Raw genomic sequence first — 15027 nt, 5'->3', positions numbered from 1 at the left:
GCGCAAACCGCGCCGGAGGCTCCCTCAACCCTGTTGCAGGGCCTGATCGAGGTCTGCGAACAGGTCGTCCGCATCCTCGATGCCGACGGAGAGGCGCAGCAGGTCCGGCGGGCAGGGGGTGCCCGGGCCCTCGATCGAGGCGCGGTGCTCGATCAGGCTCTCGACGCCGCCGAGCGAGGTGGCGCGCTTCCACAGACCCACCCGGGCCGCCGTCCGGATCGCCGCCGCCTCGCCCGCCGCCACCCGGATCGACAGCATGGTGCCGAAGCCGCCGGTCATCTGCCGCGCCGCCACCGCGTGGCCGGGATGCTCGGGCAGTCCCGGATACAGCACCTGCGCCACGGCGGGATGGGCCGAGAGCCGCCGGGCGAGGTCGCCGGCATTCGCCATCTGGGCATTGATGCGCACGTGCAGCGTGCGCATCCCGCGCATCAGGAGGTAGGCCTCGAACGGCCCCAGGATCGCGCCGTTGCCGGAGCGGATGCGCTGGATGCGGGCCCAGAACGCATCCGCCTTCGCCCCGGCAAGGGCACCTGCGATCACGTCGGAATGGCCGTTGAGCACCTTGGTGGCGGCGTGCATCACCACGTCGGCGCCCAAGGACAGGGGCCGGGTCACCACCGGGGAACTCGCGGTCGAATCGACGGCGAGCCGCGCGCCGGCCGCATGCGCGATCTCGGCAGCGGCGGCGATGTCGGTGATCGTCCAGAGCGGGTTCGAGGGGGTCTCGAGCCAGACGAGCTTGGTCTGCCCGGGTCGCACGGCCTGCTTCAGGGCAGCAAGGTCGTCGGTGGCGACGAAATCGACCTTGAGGCCCCAGCGGGTCGCCTCCTCTGAGAGCCAGCGGCGCAGGGCCCAGTACATCACGGTCGGCGCCACGATGTGGTCGCCCGGATCGAGGGCGCCGAACACCGCCGTGGCGGCGGCCATGCCGGAGGAGAACAGGAGCGCGCCGGCCTGCGCCTCCTCCAGCATCGCGATCACGGCTTCCGCCTCGCGCACCGTGGCGTTGTCGGGCCGGCCGTAGACGTAGCCGGAGGAATACTGGTTGTCCTCGTCGCGGATGTAGGTGGTGGCGACATGGATCGGCGGCACCACGGCCTTGGTGATCGGATCGACATGGCCGAGCGCCTGCGCGGCGAGGCTCTTCTTCGACCAGTGGCGCGGGGCGTGGCTCATGCCGGGACTCCAGGGTGCGGGGGAATTGTTTTGCTCCCCCGCCGCCCTTGCAGAACCGGTGCCGGCGCGCAACCTCCATCCCGGTATAGCACCCGAGCCAACGATGCCGCCGACCGCCACGCTGACCGATCCCAGACCCGTCCTCTCCCCCGTGCCGCGCCTGCTTGCGGCGATCGCGCCCGTCGCCGCGGTCGCGGTGGTGGGGAGTCTGGCGACCACGCCGAACATCCCGACCTGGTATGCGGGCCTCGCCAAGCCCGGCTTCACGCCGCCGAACTGGCTGTTTCCGGTCGCCTGGACGATCCTCTACACGCTGATCGCCTTCTCGGGCTGGCGCGTGCTCGGCACCGCCCCGGCGACCGGCGGGTTGCGCCGCACCCGGACGCTCGCCCTGTGGGCGTTCTTCGTCCAGCTCGCCCTCAACGGTGCCTGGACGCCGGTGTTCTTCGCCCGGCACGATCTCGGCGGCGGCCTCGTCGTGGTGGTCGCCCTCCTGGTGATGATCCTGTGGACGATCCGGCTCTTCGCCCCACTCGACCGGATCGCCGCCCTCGTCCTCGTCCCCTACGCCGCCTGGGTCGCCTACGCGACGGCGCTCAACGCGGCGATCTGGTGGATGAATTGAGGGCGCAGGCACCCGCGTTCGTCCTACCCGCAACCTCATCCTGAGGTGTCAGCCCATCGAAGATGGACTGACCTCGAAGGAGGGCTCCAGATAGCTCGGAGATTTCTGGAGCCCTCCTTCGAGGCTCCGCGATCTTCGATCGCTCCACACCTCAGGATGAGGTTGTGTGTAGGAGAAGCGAACCCTTCTCATGTCACGAACAGGGGAGGTGCCTCACGGCACCAACACGATCGCGCCCGTCACCGCCCGCGCCTCTGCCGCCTCGTGCGCCTCCACCACCTTCTCCAGGGCGAACCGCGCCCCGATCTCGACCGAGACGTGGCCGCGCGCGATCGCGTCGAACAGGTCGGCGGCGTTGGCCCGGAAGGTGGCCGGGTCGGCATTGTGCGGGAAGACGGAGGGGCGGGTGAGGAACAGGCAGCCCTTCTTGTTGAGAAGCTCCGGGTCGATCGCCGGCGAGGGGCCCGAGGCGGCGCCGTAGGAGACGACGAGGCCGAACGGCGCGGCGCAATCGAGGGACTTCAGCAGCGTGTCCTTGCCGACCGCGTCGTAGACCACCCGCGCCTTGGCGCCGCCGGTCGCCTTCAGGAAGGCCTCGGGCCAGTCGGGATCGGTGAGGTCGATCACCGCCGCGCAGCCGGCGGCCAAAGCCGCATCGCGCTTGCCCGGCGAGCCGGTGGTGCCGACGACCCTGGCGCCGAGCGCGGTGGCCCAGCGGGTCAGGATCTGGCCGACGCCGCCGGCGGCGGAATGGACCAGCAGCAGGTCGCCCGGCTGCACCGCATGGGTCTTGCGCAGCAGGTACTGCGCCGTCATGCCCTTGAACAGCAGGGCGGCGGCTTCCTCGTCGGTGATGCCCTCGGGGATCCGCACGAGCTTCGCCGCCGGCAGGTTGCGCCGGTCCGCATAGGCGCCGACCCCGGCATTCATGTAGGCCACCCGGTCGCCGGGCTGGAACTCAGCGACCTCCGGCCCGACCGCCTCGACCACGCCCGCCGCCTCGAAGCCGAGCCCGGTCGGGCGCTCCAGCGGGTAGACGCCTCGGCGCTGGTAGACGTCGATGAAGTTGAAGCCGATGGCGGTCTGGCGCAACCGCACCTCGCCGGCGCCGGGCGCGGCCAGATCCCCGCTTTGCAGGGTCATGACCTGCGGCGGGCCGAACTCGGTGAGCACCACGCGGCGTTGGGTCGACATGTCGGGCCTCTTCTCTGGCTCTGTCCAACTCGTGCGCCCGGTATGGACCGGGCCGGCGGCGTGATAAATCCGGACCCGCCTTCGACATTCGAAACGCCGGGTTTGCAATCGATGGACCGTCTCTCGGGCATGGAGGCCTTCGCCAAGGCCGTCGAGACCGGGTCGTTCTCGTCGGCGGGCGAGATCCTCGGGCTCTCGCCGCAGGCGGTCGGCAAGCAGGTGCGCCTGCTGGAAGACCATCTCGGTGTCCGGCTGATCCACCGCACGACGCGCCGGCAGAGCCTGACCGAGGCGGGGCGCGAGCTCTACGAGCGGGTGCGCGTCATCCTGGCCGAGGTCGAAGCGGTGGAGGCGCTGGCGGCGAGCAGCCAGGCGGTGCCGCGGGGCCAGATCCGCGTGAATGCCCCGGTCACCTTCGGCGCCTACGACCTCGCCCGGGTGCTGCCGGCCTATCTGGCGGCCCATCCGAAGGTCGATGTCGCGCTGACCCTCTCGGACCGGAAGATCGACCTGATCGAGGAAGGCGACGAGGTGGTCTTCCGCGTCGGTTCGCCGGTCGACAACGGTCTGGTCGCCCGGCCCTTGCGCCCGATGGATTTCGCGCTTTGCGCCGCGCCGTCCTACCTGGCGGCGCGAGGCGCGCCGCGCGCCCCGGCCGAGCTGCGCCAGCACGAATGCTTGGGGTTCGCCCATATGGCGACGGGGGATCAGTGGCTGTTCACCGGGCCGGGGGGACCGGAGGCGGTCGAGGTGTCGTACCGGCTCCTGGTCAACAATGGCCAGGCCCTGCTCACCGCGGCACTCGCCGGCCTCGGCCTGCTGCTGCAGCCGACGGCCTTGGTGCGGGACGCCGTCGCGGCGGGCCAGCTGGTGCGGGTGCTGCCGGCCTACCGGCCCGTGTCAAGGCCGATGCACCTGCTCTACGCACCCGATCGGCGGATCACCCCGAAGCTGCGCTCGTTCATCGATTTCGCGCTCGCCCACTTCGCCGGCCCGGCTCCCGCGGGTTGACGAGACCCGTCAGCGCGCCGCCACCACCCCGGCGCTGCGCAGGGTGCGGGACACGGTGGCGCGCATGTCGGCGAGGGTGAAGGGCTTCGTCAGCACGTCGGCCACGATCGCGTCGAGGCCGCGGGCGCGCTCGCGCTGGTCGGCAAAGCCCGTCATCAGCAGGATCGTGAGGTCCGGGTAGTCGCGCTTGGCCGCGAGCGCCAGGGCGATCCCGTCCATCAGCGGCATGCGGATGTCGGTCAGCATCAGGTCGAAAGCGGTCTCGGACAGGCGGTCGAGACCGTCGCTGCCGTCGACCGCCGTCACGACCGTATGGCCGTCCATCTCCAGCCCGCGCTTCAGGAAGCCGCGGATCGGTTCCTCGTCGTCGACCAGCAGGATGCGCGCCATGTCCTCTCGTCTCTCTGGGCCGAAAAACCGCGCGGATACGGCAGATGTGATCGGCCCGGCGCTGCCGGGTCAAGCCACCGCCGCAGCTGAGGTTCCGATTTCGTGCGGCGACGCCGCACGAAGCCCGGCGACGTTGCAATCGCGCATCGCTCCGGGCCCGCAACCCTGAGCCCAGATATCCTGATCCCGAAGCCCCGACCCGGGAATTTCAATCCTTGTCGAACAGATCGGGGCCCCCGTCGCCGTAATCGACGAGGCCGACATAGGGCAATTGCCGGAAGGCGTGGGCCACGTCCATCCCGTATCCGACCACGAACACGTCCGGGCAGGTGAAGCCGACGTAATCGGCATCCATCGTCACCGCGCGCTTGCCGGGTTTTTCCAGCAGGACGGTGGTGAGCACCCGCCGCGCGCCGCGGGCCATCAGGAGGTCCTTGGCGTAGACGAGGGTGCGGCCGGATTCGAGGATGTCGTCGATCAACAGCACGTCGCGCCCGCGCACCTCGCTCTCGACGTCGCGCAGGATCGCGACCTGGCCCGACGACACGGTCGCGGCGCGGTAGCTCGACAGGTGGATGAACTCGACCTGCGGCGCGAGGCCGGCCCGGTGCAGCGCCCGGATCAGGTCGGCGGCGAACATGAAGCTGCCCTTGAGCACTGCCACCACCAGAAGGTTCTCCAGGGGCTGGCTGGCGATGGCGCGGGCGATCTCCTCGTTGCGCTGCGCGATGGCGGATTCGTCGAAGAGGACGCGGACGCGGGGCAGGGGCGGGGTCATCGGTCTTTGAGGTTCGCCTGGGGGTTCATCGGAGCCCTCAGGCTGACGGCAGAATCCCCGCTGTCAACCGCGGCAAAGCGGACCAGCACCGCGCGCCCCTTGGCCGGGGCGTTCGGAAGCTCGGCGCGGAAGCGGGCGGATTCCTCGGGCTCCAGCCGGTCCCGCGGCGCCTCTGCGGTCCAGCGGAAGACCACTTGGCCGTGCTCGTCGCGCAGTTCGACGCGCAAGGGCGGCACCGGCACGGCCTCCTTCGAGGCGCTCACCACGTCGCCCTCGACCACGAGGCGGCCGACGCCTGAGGCATCCGGCACCTGGTAGGCGGCGACGTCCCGGAAGGTCAGGCCGCGCAGGTTCACCGGCAGGCCGATGCCGGCATAGAGCCGGGCGGTCTGGGGCAGGGCGTGCACGATGCCGGCGCGTCCCGCCGGCATGAGGGACAATCCGATCGCCGCACAGCCCGCGACCGCGAGCGCCGCCACGGCGAGGCGCCGGTGCGCGGGGGCCGCCTTCGCCTTCGCGGTGCGGGGGCCGGCCCGGCGCGGCGGGGCGGTCTCGGCGGCCGAGAACACCGCCTCGCCGGTGGGCGAGAGCTCGAGGCCCGGCTCAGGCGGGGCGGCGGCGACGAACCAGGGTTCGCGGCAGGCCGCGCAGCGCACGGTGCGCCCGGCCGGGCCGATCTGCTCGGGATCGAGCGTATATTCGCTTGCGCAGGCGGGGCAGACGATCAGCATGGCGAATCAGTCGGGCGCGGCACCGGGGCCGGACCACGACTCCTCACGCCACAGCCTTAATGCGTGGTAAAGCGGCGCGGACTATGAGGCGCCGGCGCATCGAAATCGCCCGAGCGTTCGCGGATCGGGACGCCTCGTGAGGCGATCGCGCATGGAGACCGGATGGACGCGAGAACGGACCGGGGGACCGGAAGCAGCCTGCTCGGCGGGATGGACGAGCCGGTGGTCCGGTTCGAGAATGTCGGGATGCGCTACGGGGTCGGCCCCGAGATCCTGAGCGACATCAGCTTCACCATCGCGCCGCATTCGTTCCAGTTCCTCACCGGCCCGTCGGGCGCCGGCAAGACGACGCTCTTGCGCCTGATCCTGCTCTCGGTGCGGCCGAGCCGCGGCCTCGTCTCGGTGTTCGGCGAGGAGGTGAGCGGCATCTCGAGCGGCGCGCTCACATCCTTGCGCCGGCGCATGGGCGTGGTGTTCCAGGATTTCCGCCTGCTCGACCACCTCACCACCTACGAGAACGTCGCCCTGCCTCTGCGCGTCCAGGGCCGGGCCGAGACGAGCTACCGGGCCGAGGTGGTGGAGCTCCTGCGCTGGGTGGGTCTCGGCGAGCGCATGCACGTGTTGCCGCCGCTCCTGTCGGGCGGGGAGAAGCAACGCGCGGCGATCGCCCGGGCGCTGATCGCCCGGCCGGAACTGCTGCTCGCCGACGAGCCGACCGGCAACGTCGATCCCCAGCTCGGCCGGCGCCTGCTGCGCCTGTTCGTCGAGCTCAACCGCCTCGGCACCTCGGTGCTGATCGCCACCCACGATTTCGCCCTGATGGACCTCGTCGACGCGCGCCGGTTCGTGCTCGGCAACAACCGCCTGCGGATCGAGGGATGAGCCGCGGGGAGACGCATCATGTCTGATGGAGCCACCCTGGAGCGGGCGCCGCGGCGCGAGGCCCCGGCCTCCGACCTGCCGCCGACCCTACGCCGCAACGCCCCTCTCGTGCCGACCGATACCAGCGCCGGCCGGGCGCTGGCGGCGGTGATCGCGATCCTGACCTTCCTCGCCGCCCTCTGCGCCGGGGGCGCCGAGATCGTCGCCTCGAGCGCGGCGCAGTGGCAGGGCTCGGTGGCCCAGGAGGTGACGATCCAGATCCGTCCGGGCCCGGGCCGCGACACCGACGCCGATGTCGCCAAGGCCGCGGCGCTCGCCTCCAGCACCCCCGGCATCGCGGCGACGCGGCCCTTCACCAAGGCGGAATCCGAGCGCCTGCTCGAGCCCTGGCTCGGCAGCGGCCTCGATCTCGGCGACCTGCCGGTGCCGCGGCTCATCACCGTGCGGCTGGGCGCGAGCACGCCCGATCTCGGCGCCTTGCGCCAGCGCCTCGCCGAGGCCCTGCCCGGGGTGGCGAGCCTCGACGACCACGCGCTCTGGCTCTCGCGCCTCTCGACCATGGCCAACACCGTGGTGGGCGTCGGCGTGGCGGTCGTGGCCCTGGTGCTGCTCGCCACGGGGCTCGCCGTCACCTTCGCGACCCGCGGCGCCATGGCGGGCAACCGCGAGGTGGTGGAGGTGCTGCACTTCGTCGGCGCCGATGCCGATTTCATCGCCCGCGAGTTCCAGCGCCGCTTCTTCCGCCTCGGCCTGCGCGGCGGGGCGATCGGGGCGGTGGCGGCGCTCGCGGTGATCGGGGCCGGCGGCGCGCTCGCCCGGCTCTGGCGCGCGGGACCGGCCGGCGACGAGATCGAGGCCCTGTTCGGCGGCTTCGCCATCGGCTGGCGCGGCTATGCCAGCGTGGTCCTGATCGGGGTGATCGCCTCGATCGTCACGGCGGTCGTCTCGCGCCTCACCGTGCGGCGCTTCCTCGACTGAGCATCACTCCGCCGGCCGGGGGCGGCCGGCGCCGAAGTGGCTGCCGGTTCGGCGCAAAGAATGATGCCAAAGCCGATAGCCTCGGCAGGGTTGCGTCTCGCAACCCTGCCGAGGCCAGCCCGGCGCCAGCCAGCGGCGGTAGCGTCGATCCTTGCCCGCTCTCCACAGGGCCGGCCCGGTTGAACGAATCGCCCTCCGGGGCGGTTGCCTCTCGGCCGCCGTAATCGGCACTATGCTCGGCACGGGTGAGATGACCTCGCGGATGCAGCGCGACATGACAACGCGAACCGGGGACGTGGTGGGCTGGTTCTGGTCGGGCGATCGGCCCGACGGCATGCCGCCTGCCAAGTTGCCGGCCCCCAAGTTGCCGGCGCCCAAGTTGACGGCCCCCAAAACGCCCGACCCCGAATCGTCGTCCTGGAGCCTGCGCCGTCGCCTGGCCCTCGGGGTCGCGGGGCTGGGCCTCGTCGCCGGGATCGCCCTCGGCGCCGGCTTCCTCGCCTTCGTGGCCCATCTCGCCCGGTCGGAGCAGCTGCCGCTCGGCCCCTCCGACGGCATCGTGGCCCTCACCGGCGGCGCCCAGCGCATCGAGGATGCGATGGATCTGCTCGCCGGCGGCTACGGCCGGCGCCTGCTCATCACCGGGGTCAACGAGCGCACCAGCCGCGACGAGATCGCCCGGCTCAATCCGGGCCAGCAGCACCTGATCGCCTGCTGCGTCGACCTCGACTACCGGGCGCGCAACACCATCGGCAACGCCATCGAGATCCGGCGCTGGATGCGCGAGAACGGCTTCCGGAGCGTCGCGGTGGTCACGTCGAACTACCACATGCCACGCACCCTGGTGGAACTCGACCACGCCCTTGCGGAAGGCCACCAGGTGGTGCCGCATCCGGTCGTCCCGGAGGGGATCGACCCGGACCAGTGGTGGCGCCACCCGGCCTCGGCGCGCCTGCTGGCCTCCGAATACGCGAAGTTCCTGGTCGCCTGGGTCCGCACCCGGTTCGAGACCGACCCCGAGCATTCGCGGGCGGCGGTGCTGGTCAGCCGTGGGCACCCGGTGAAGGTGGTGGCCGAGCCGCTGGTGCGGTGAGGGGTGATTTCGATTGGCCTGGCGCGCACTGCACGACCCAGGAGGCTGGGCGGGTGCTGCCCTGCGCCAAACCCTCCCCCCTCTGCGGGGGAGGGTGCCCGGCGGAGCCGGGCGGGAGAGGGGGCGACGCTTCCGGCAATGTCGCGACCGTGGTGACGGGCGCCCCCTGGATCAGCGTTGCGCTGCCCCTCTCCCGGCTCGCTCCGCTCGCCACCCTCCCCCGCAGAGGGGGGAGGGTTTTGGCGCGGCGGTCGCCTCACCGCCCCTTGCAGCGGCTCCGCAGCAACTCCGAAAATTCCTTCTCCGAGCCCTGGACCTGGGCCAGGCGCTCGCTGCGCTCCGCCCCCGAGAGGCAGCGGCCGTAGACGGTCGCGGCGCGGCGCATCGTGTCGACGTGCTGGCGCCAGCCGCGGCAGCGGTCGGCGTCGCTGTCGCCCAGGGTCTCCAGGCGCTCGATCGCCGTTTTCTGCGAGGATTGCGCCACCAGGAGATCGCGGGCGCAGGTGCCGTCGGCGCACGCGACGGTGGTCGCGGCGAAGAGGAACGCCGCCGCGCAGAGAGAGGTCCGCATGGTCAGGCCGGCTTTACGGTCACGCCGCTTGGGCGGGGGATTGGGTCAGGAGGGCATAGAGCGCGTCGGCGTCGCGGGCGGCGCGGATGCGGTCGATGATGCCGGGCTCGCGCAGCACCCGGGCGACCCGGGCCAGCGCCTTCAGGTGGTCGGCGCCGGCGCCCTCGGGGGCCAGCAGCAGGAAGGCGATGTCGACCGGCTGGCCGTCCAGGGCCTCGAAATCGACCGGACGCTCCAGGCGGGCCATCAGGCCGAACAGCGTGCCGAGCCCCGGCAGCTTGCCGTGCGGGATCGCCACGCCCTCGCCGATGCCGGTCGAGCCGAGGCGTTCGCGCTGCAGCAGCGTCTCGAAGATCTCGCGCTCGTCCAGGCCCGGCAGGTGGCGGGCCGCCTGGGCGGCCAGCTCCTGCAGAACCTGCTTTTTCCCCTGCGCGCGCAGCGCCGGGAGGACCGCCTCCGGCTTCAGGAATTCCAGCAATGGCATCGAGACCGCTGCCTCATCGGCGGGAAGCGCCCACGGCGCCCCGCACTTGTTCCAGGACCGGAGGCCTTCCGCGAGAAGGATTTGAGCCCGCTCACGGAGTGCCGCGTTCCGGCGGATCGATCCAGCCGATCGCGCCGTCGCCCCGACGATATACGACGTTGACCCGCTCGGTGCCAGCGTGAACGAAGACGAGGACGGGGACACCGGTGAGATCGAGCTCCACCACCGCCTCGCTCACCGTGCGCCGGTGCAGGGTGCGGGTGCTCTCGGCGATGATCGGCGGGTGCTCGCCGGTATCCTCCTCGGGCGCCTCCATCACCGAATAGGCCGCCTCCATCACGGCCGTATCGGGCATGGCGGCACCCGGCAGGCCGCCGTCGATGGCGATGTCCTTGGCGTGGCCGTTCGGGTGGGCCTTGAGGCGGTGCTTGTAGCGGCGCAGGCGCTTCTCGATCCGCTCGGCGGTCTGGTCGAAGCTCGCATGCGCGTCGTGGGCCGAGCCCGAGGCCTCGAGGGTGATGCCCGAGGGCAGGTGCAGCACGCAGTCGGTGCGATAGGCGCTGCCGTCGCGCCCGACCGTCACATGACCGTTGTAGGCACCGTCGAAGTACTTGGCGAGGGCCGCGGAGATCCGCTCCTCCACCCGGGTTCTCAGGGCTTCCCCGAGATCCACGCCACGACCCGACACGCGCAACGCTGCCATCAGCTCCCTCCGGTCTCGTCGTTCGCCGCCCTTGGTTTTCCGGGGACGTCTCCGGCGCAAGGGCCAGCCCTCAAGAGCTAGGAACGTCCGGACGCGAAGTCAACGAAGCCGGTCCCGATGCGGCAGGGGCCTTTCGGAGGGCTTGCCCTCAAGGTCGTGCGCTCACCGCGCCGGCATCGCGGCGCGCTCGCGCCGGCGCTCGATCGAGGACGGGATACGCAAGGATTCCCGGTACTTCGCCACCGTGCGGCGGGCGATGTCGACGCCCTCGCCCTTCAGGCGCTGCACCAGGGCGTCGTCCGACAGCACGTCGTCGGCCTCCGCGTCGATGAGCTGCTTGATGCGGTGGCGCACGGCCTCCGAGGAATGGGCCGCCGCGCCGGCCGCCCCGGGGATCGCCGCGGTGAAGAAGTACTTCATCTCGAAGGTGCCGCGGCTGGTGCCGATCGACTTGTTCGAGGTCACCCGCGAGACGGTGGATTCGTGCATGCCGATCGCGTCGGCGACGGTCTTCAGGTTGAGCGGCCGCAGATGCGCGACGCCGTTGACGAAGAAGCCGTCTTGCTGGCGTACGATCTCGCTCGCCACCTTCAGGATGGTGCGGGCGCGCTGCTCCAGGCTGCGGGTGAGCCAGTTGGCGGTCTGGAGGCATTCCGACAGGAAGGCCTTGTCGGTCTCGGTCGCCGCCCCGCGCGAGACGGTGGCGTAGTAGCTCTGGTTGACGAGCACCCGGGGCAGGGCCTCGCTGTTGAGCTCGACGAGCCAGGAGCCGTCCGGGGCCGGGCGGACGAACACGTCGGGCACCAGCACCTCGACCGGGCCGGCGCCGAAGGCGCGGCCGGGCTTCGGGTCGAGGCGGCGCAGCTCGGACAGCATGTCCGCCAGATCCTCCTCGTCGACCCCGCACAGGCGGCGCAATCCGGAAAAATCGCGCTTGGCGACGAGATCGAGGCGCGAGACCAGCGCCTGCATCGCCGGATCGAACCGGTCCTGCTCGCGCAGCTGGATCGCCAGGCACTCGGCGAGGTCGCGGGCGCCGACGCCCGAGGGGTCGAAGCCCTGGACGATCCCCAGCACCCGCTCGACGATCGCCGGAGCGACGCCGAGGCGCTCGGCCAAAGCCGCCAGATCCTCGCGCAGATAGCCGGCCTCGTCGATGGCATCGACCAGGAAGCCGCCGACCAGGCGCTCGACGGGATCGCGGGTGGCGAGATCCAGCTGCGCCGACAGGTGCTCGTGCAGCGACGATTCGGCCGTCAGCGTCGCCTCGAAATCCGGCGCCTCGCCGTCGAAGCTGCCGCCGGTACCGCTCCAGGGTGCCGGGGTGAGCGACAGCCCCTCCGATCCCGTCGGCAGCTCGCGGGCCACCGGGCCCTCGTCGGGAAACACGTTGTCGAGCCGGGTGCCGAGATCGCCCTCGATCTCGCTGCGGCTCGGGTTGAGATCGTGGGACAGCCAGGGCTCCGCGGCCCCATCTCCGTCGAAGCCGCCGCCGTCGAAACCGTCGCCGTCGCCGCCCTGATCGGCCGCCTCGCCGCGGGGCTCGCCCGGCTCGGGCGCCTCGACCTCGGCCCGCTCCAGGAGCGGATTGCGCTCCAGCTCGGCATCGACATAGGTCGCGAGGTCGAGATGGGAGAGCTGCAGAAGCTTGATCGCCTGCAGGAGTTGCGGCGTCATCACCAGGGCCTGGCCCTGGCGCATCTCGAGCCGTTGCAGCAAACCCATCAGCCAGCCCCGCCCTGCGACGCCCCGGTTCGCGCCGGGGTCGGCACAACTCTTGCTTCAGACATCCCGTAGCAGCTTTAAACCGAAGCGGGACTCGCGTCAAAGCGGACGTGGTCCTCCCCGTGCGTTTCTCCGTCAGGGTGGCGCAGGGCGGGGTGGGTCGCCAGTGGAAAAACGGCTCGTCGGCGCCGCCGTCATGGACGAGACGCCGGGTGAGGCAAGTCCGCCGGGAGCCGGACGAAGCAGAGTGCCGTACCGAGGTTCCGGTGAGCGCCCATCGACGGTTCGGGGATTTCGGTTGCGGCGGAGCGGCGAACCCGGATGACGCCCGCTTCTTGGCTACAGCCGGAAATCTTCGCCGAGATACAGCCGGCGCACGTCCTCGTTCGCCACGATCTCGTCCGGCGTGCCCTCGGTGAGGATGCGGCCGGAATGGACGATGTAGGCCCGGTCGATCAGGCCGAGCGTCTCGCGCACGTTGTGGTCGGTGATGAGCACGCCGATGCCGCGGCCCTTGAGATGCATCACCAGTTCCTGGATGTCGCCGACCGCGATCGGGTCGATGCCCGCGAAGGGTTCGTCGAGCAGCATGAAGGAGGGCGAGGAGGCCAGCGCCCGGGCGATCTCGCAGCGCCGCCGCTCGCCGCCCGAGAGCGCGATCGAGGGCGACTTGCGCAGGCGGGTGATGTTGAACTCCTCCAGCAGCGAATCGAGCTTGCGCTCGCGCGCCTTGCGGTCGGGCTCGACCACCTCGAGCACCGCCCGGATGTTGTCCTCGACGTTGAGGCCGCGGAAGATCGAGGCTTCCTGCGGCAGGTAGCCGATGCCGAGCCGGGCGCGCTGGTACATCGGCAGCCGGGTGATCTCGTGCCCGTCGAGGCTGATCGTCCCGCGATCGGCGGAGACGAGGCCGGTGATCATGTAGAAGATCGTGGTCTTGCCGGCGCCGTTGGGGCCGAGCAGGCCGACCGCCTCGCCGTTGCGCACGGTCAGGCCGGCATCGTGCACGACGGTGCGGGCGCCGTAGCTCTTCTTGAGGCCGGCCACCGCCAGGATGCCGGGCCCGCCGAAGGCCTCGGCGGCGCCGTCCCGCTCCGCCGCGGCCTCGGCCCTGCGCCCGCGGCCGAACAGGCGCCCGAGGCGCGAGACGGGCCGCGGAGCAGGTATGGCCTGGGCTTGCAGGGGCAGGGCGGAGGGAAGGGTCACGGGCTCTCTCGCGAAGGATGCCGTTTTCGGCGCCCCGCCGCGTCGGCCTGATCCGCCCCAGGCGGCCGTGCGGCGGGTGAACGGCGCCGGTTTAGCCGAAGCGGGACCCCGGCCGCAACGCGCTCGGAGTTTCGCCGGGCCCTGCCAGGCCTCGCTTCGTGTTCTGGAACACACTGCCCGAATGCGCTTACAAAGTCGTTCATCCGACTCCTCCCGCCCGGACGGCCCGATGCTCCCGCTCCTCGACCTCTGCGCCCGAATCGATGCCGGCCGGCTGACGCCCGAGGGGGCGGTCGGCCTCGTGCGCGAGGCGATCGCGGCCCGCGAGCCGGAGGTCGGCGCCCTGGTCTGCGTCGATCCCGCGCCGGCGATCCCGGCCAAGGGCCCGCTCGCGGGCATCGCCGTCGGGATCAAGGACATCATCGACACCGCCGACCTGCCGACCACCATGGGCTCCCCGATCTACGAGGGCTGGCGCCCGCGCGCCGACGCGCCGGTGGTGGCGCGGCTCAAGAGCCTCGGCGCGGTGCCGCTCGCCAAGACCACCACCACGCCCTTCGCCTTCCTCGACCCCACCGCGACCCGCAATCCCCATCACCCCGGGCACACCCCCGGCGGCTCCTCGGCCGGCTCGGCCGCCGCGGTGGCGGCCGGGATGCTGCCGCTGGCGCTCGGCACCCAGACCGGGGGCTCGATCATCCGCCCGGCGGCGTTCTGCGGCGTCGTCGGGGTCAAGCCGTCGTTCCGGCTGCTGCCGACGGTCGGGGTGAAGTGCTATTCCTGGGCCCTCGACACGCTCGGCCTGTTCGCGGCGGGCGTGGCGGATGCCGCCCACGCCCTGGCGCTCATCGCCGACCGGCCGGCCATCGCGCGGACCGGCGAGGCCGGCGCGCCCCGGATCGGGATCCTGCGCCAGGAGTTCTGCGCCGCCCCCGAACCGGAGGCGGAAGGAGCGCTTGCCCGGGCGGCGCAGGCCGCCGAGCGGGCGGGAGCCGTGATCCGCGACCTGACCCTGCCGGCCCGGTTCGGCGAGGCCTTTGCGGCCCACGGCACGCTCCAGGATTACGAGGCGCGCCAGGCGCTGGCCTGGGAATACGCGGCGCACCGCGACGCCCTGCCGCCGCGCCTGCGCGCCGCCCTCGACGCGGCGCAAGAGATCGAGACCGCAGCTTACGACGATGCGCGCCGCACCGCCCACCATGCCCGCCGCGGCCTCAAGGACGTCTTCTCCGAGGACGGGGTCGACGTGCTCCTGACCTACGCGGCGCCCGGCGCGGCGCCCGCCGGCCTCGACCACACGGGCGATTCGCGCTTCAACCGCCTCTGGACCCTGATGGGCGTGCCCTGCGTCACCCTGCCGGTCGACCGGACGTCCGCCGGCCTGCCGGTCGGCGTGCAGGTGATCGCCCGGTTCGGCGACGACGGGCGGGCGCTGGCGGCGGCGGGGCTGATCGAGCGGGCGTTGCGGGGATAGGGC

At 71.8% G+C, this 15027-nt stretch carries 16 protein-coding genes; 6 read left to right on the top strand and 10 right to left on the bottom strand.

Features of this window, described 5'->3' with window-relative positions; all coding sequences use genetic code 11:
- Positions 1 to 24: 24 nt before the first annotated feature.
- Positions 25 to 1179, bottom strand: a complete 1155-nt coding sequence (locus AC3AOF_RS27845) for a trans-sulfuration enzyme family protein (RefSeq protein WP_236987820.1) — start codon at positions 1177 to 1179, stop codon at positions 25 to 27.
- Between the two features lie 103 nt (positions 1180 to 1282).
- Here AC3AOF_RS27845 and AC3AOF_RS27840 point away from each other — a divergent pair, with 103 nt between their 5' ends.
- Positions 1283 to 1804, top strand: coding sequence for a TspO/MBR family protein (locus AC3AOF_RS27840; protein WP_236987821.1), 522 nt, complete (start codon positions 1283 to 1285; stop codon positions 1802 to 1804).
- Positions 1805 to 2017: 213 nt separating this feature from the next.
- Here the strand turns inward: AC3AOF_RS27840 and AC3AOF_RS27835 are convergent, their stop codons facing one another.
- Positions 2018 to 2998 carry a quinone oxidoreductase family protein gene (locus tag AC3AOF_RS27835; protein ID WP_236987822.1) on the bottom strand — a complete coding sequence of 327 codons (981 nt, stop codon included), beginning with the start codon at positions 2996 to 2998 and terminating at the stop codon, positions 2018 to 2020.
- A 111-nt stretch (positions 2999 to 3109) separates the two neighbouring features.
- Between AC3AOF_RS27835 and AC3AOF_RS27830 the strand changes: the two genes are divergently transcribed.
- Positions 3110 to 4009 (top strand): LysR substrate-binding domain-containing protein, encoded by a 900-nt coding sequence (locus AC3AOF_RS27830; RefSeq protein ID WP_488347092.1) that lies wholly within the window; start codon positions 3110 to 3112, stop codon positions 4007 to 4009.
- 9 nt (positions 4010 to 4018) lie between these two features.
- Here AC3AOF_RS27830 and AC3AOF_RS27825 read toward each other — a convergent pair whose 3' ends face one another.
- The 3 genes from AC3AOF_RS27825 to AC3AOF_RS27815 all read right to left on the bottom strand — a co-directional run bounded on the left by AC3AOF_RS27825 (position 4019) and on the right by AC3AOF_RS27815 (position 5908).
- Positions 4019 to 4399, bottom strand: a complete 381-nt coding sequence (locus AC3AOF_RS27825; protein ID WP_488347091.1) for a response regulator — start codon at positions 4397 to 4399, stop codon at positions 4019 to 4021.
- A 208-nt stretch (positions 4400 to 4607) separates the two neighbouring features.
- A complete protein-coding gene (gene hpt, locus AC3AOF_RS27820) occupies positions 4608 to 5177 on the bottom strand; it encodes a hypoxanthine phosphoribosyltransferase (protein WP_236987825.1) in 570 nt (189 codons plus the stop codon).
- A complete protein-coding gene (locus AC3AOF_RS27815; protein ID WP_488347090.1) occupies positions 5174 to 5908 on the bottom strand; it encodes a zinc-ribbon domain-containing protein in 735 nt (244 codons plus the stop codon). The genes hpt and AC3AOF_RS27815 overlap by 4 nt, the downstream gene beginning before the upstream one ends.
- Positions 5909 to 6070: 162 nt before the next feature.
- Between AC3AOF_RS27815 and ftsE the strand changes: the two genes are divergently transcribed.
- From ftsE to AC3AOF_RS27800, 3 genes are all read left to right on the top strand, one after another.
- A complete protein-coding gene (gene ftsE / locus AC3AOF_RS27810) occupies positions 6071 to 6790 on the top strand; it encodes a cell division ATP-binding protein FtsE (protein ID WP_236987827.1) in 720 nt (239 codons plus the stop codon).
- Between the two features lie 18 nt (positions 6791 to 6808).
- Positions 6809 to 7768: a cell division protein FtsX gene (locus tag AC3AOF_RS27805; RefSeq protein WP_236987828.1), complete on the top strand. Its 960-nt coding sequence runs from the start codon at positions 6809 to 6811 to the stop codon at positions 7766 to 7768.
- 274 nt (positions 7769 to 8042) lie between these two features.
- Complete coding sequence (locus AC3AOF_RS27800) at positions 8043 to 8861, top strand: YdcF family protein (RefSeq protein WP_488347089.1); 819 nt, start codon at positions 8043 to 8045, stop codon at positions 8859 to 8861.
- A 256-nt stretch (positions 8862 to 9117) separates the two neighbouring features.
- On the opposite strand, the gene AC3AOF_RS27795 is transcribed toward AC3AOF_RS27800, so the two are convergent.
- From AC3AOF_RS27795 to lptB, 5 genes are all read right to left on the bottom strand, one after another.
- Positions 9118 to 9432: a hypothetical protein gene (locus AC3AOF_RS27795; protein WP_488347088.1), complete on the bottom strand. Its 315-nt coding sequence runs from the start codon at positions 9430 to 9432 to the stop codon at positions 9118 to 9120.
- A gap of 19 nt (positions 9433 to 9451) precedes the next feature.
- Positions 9452 to 9916, bottom strand: a complete 465-nt coding sequence (gene ptsN, locus AC3AOF_RS27790) for a PTS IIA-like nitrogen regulatory protein PtsN (RefSeq protein ID WP_203153008.1) — start codon at positions 9914 to 9916, stop codon at positions 9452 to 9454.
- 91 nt (positions 9917 to 10007) lie between these two features.
- Positions 10008 to 10619 (bottom strand): ribosome hibernation-promoting factor, HPF/YfiA family, encoded by a 612-nt coding sequence (hpf, locus tag AC3AOF_RS27785; protein ID WP_488347087.1) that lies wholly within the window; start codon positions 10617 to 10619, stop codon positions 10008 to 10010.
- A gap of 162 nt (positions 10620 to 10781) precedes the next feature.
- Positions 10782 to 12344: an RNA polymerase factor sigma-54 gene (rpoN, locus tag AC3AOF_RS27780; protein ID WP_488347086.1), complete on the bottom strand. Its 1563-nt coding sequence runs from the start codon at positions 12342 to 12344 to the stop codon at positions 10782 to 10784.
- Between the two features lie 339 nt (positions 12345 to 12683).
- Positions 12684 to 13550: an LPS export ABC transporter ATP-binding protein gene (gene lptB / locus AC3AOF_RS27775; protein WP_236987833.1), complete on the bottom strand. Its 867-nt coding sequence runs from the start codon at positions 13548 to 13550 to the stop codon at positions 12684 to 12686.
- 229 nt (positions 13551 to 13779) lie between these two features.
- On the opposite strand from lptB, the gene AC3AOF_RS27770 reads away from it, so the two are divergent.
- Positions 13780 to 15024 carry an amidase gene (locus tag AC3AOF_RS27770; protein ID WP_236987834.1) on the top strand — a complete coding sequence of 415 codons (1245 nt, stop codon included), beginning with the start codon at positions 13780 to 13782 and terminating at the stop codon, positions 15022 to 15024.
- The last annotated feature ends 3 nt before the right edge of the window (positions 15025 to 15027 follow it).

This window comes from Methylobacterium sp. 142-1Y, assembly GCF_057747795.1.
The sequence above is the reverse complement of the archived record's forward strand: the minus strand, read 5'-3'. Positions and strand labels throughout refer to the sequence as shown.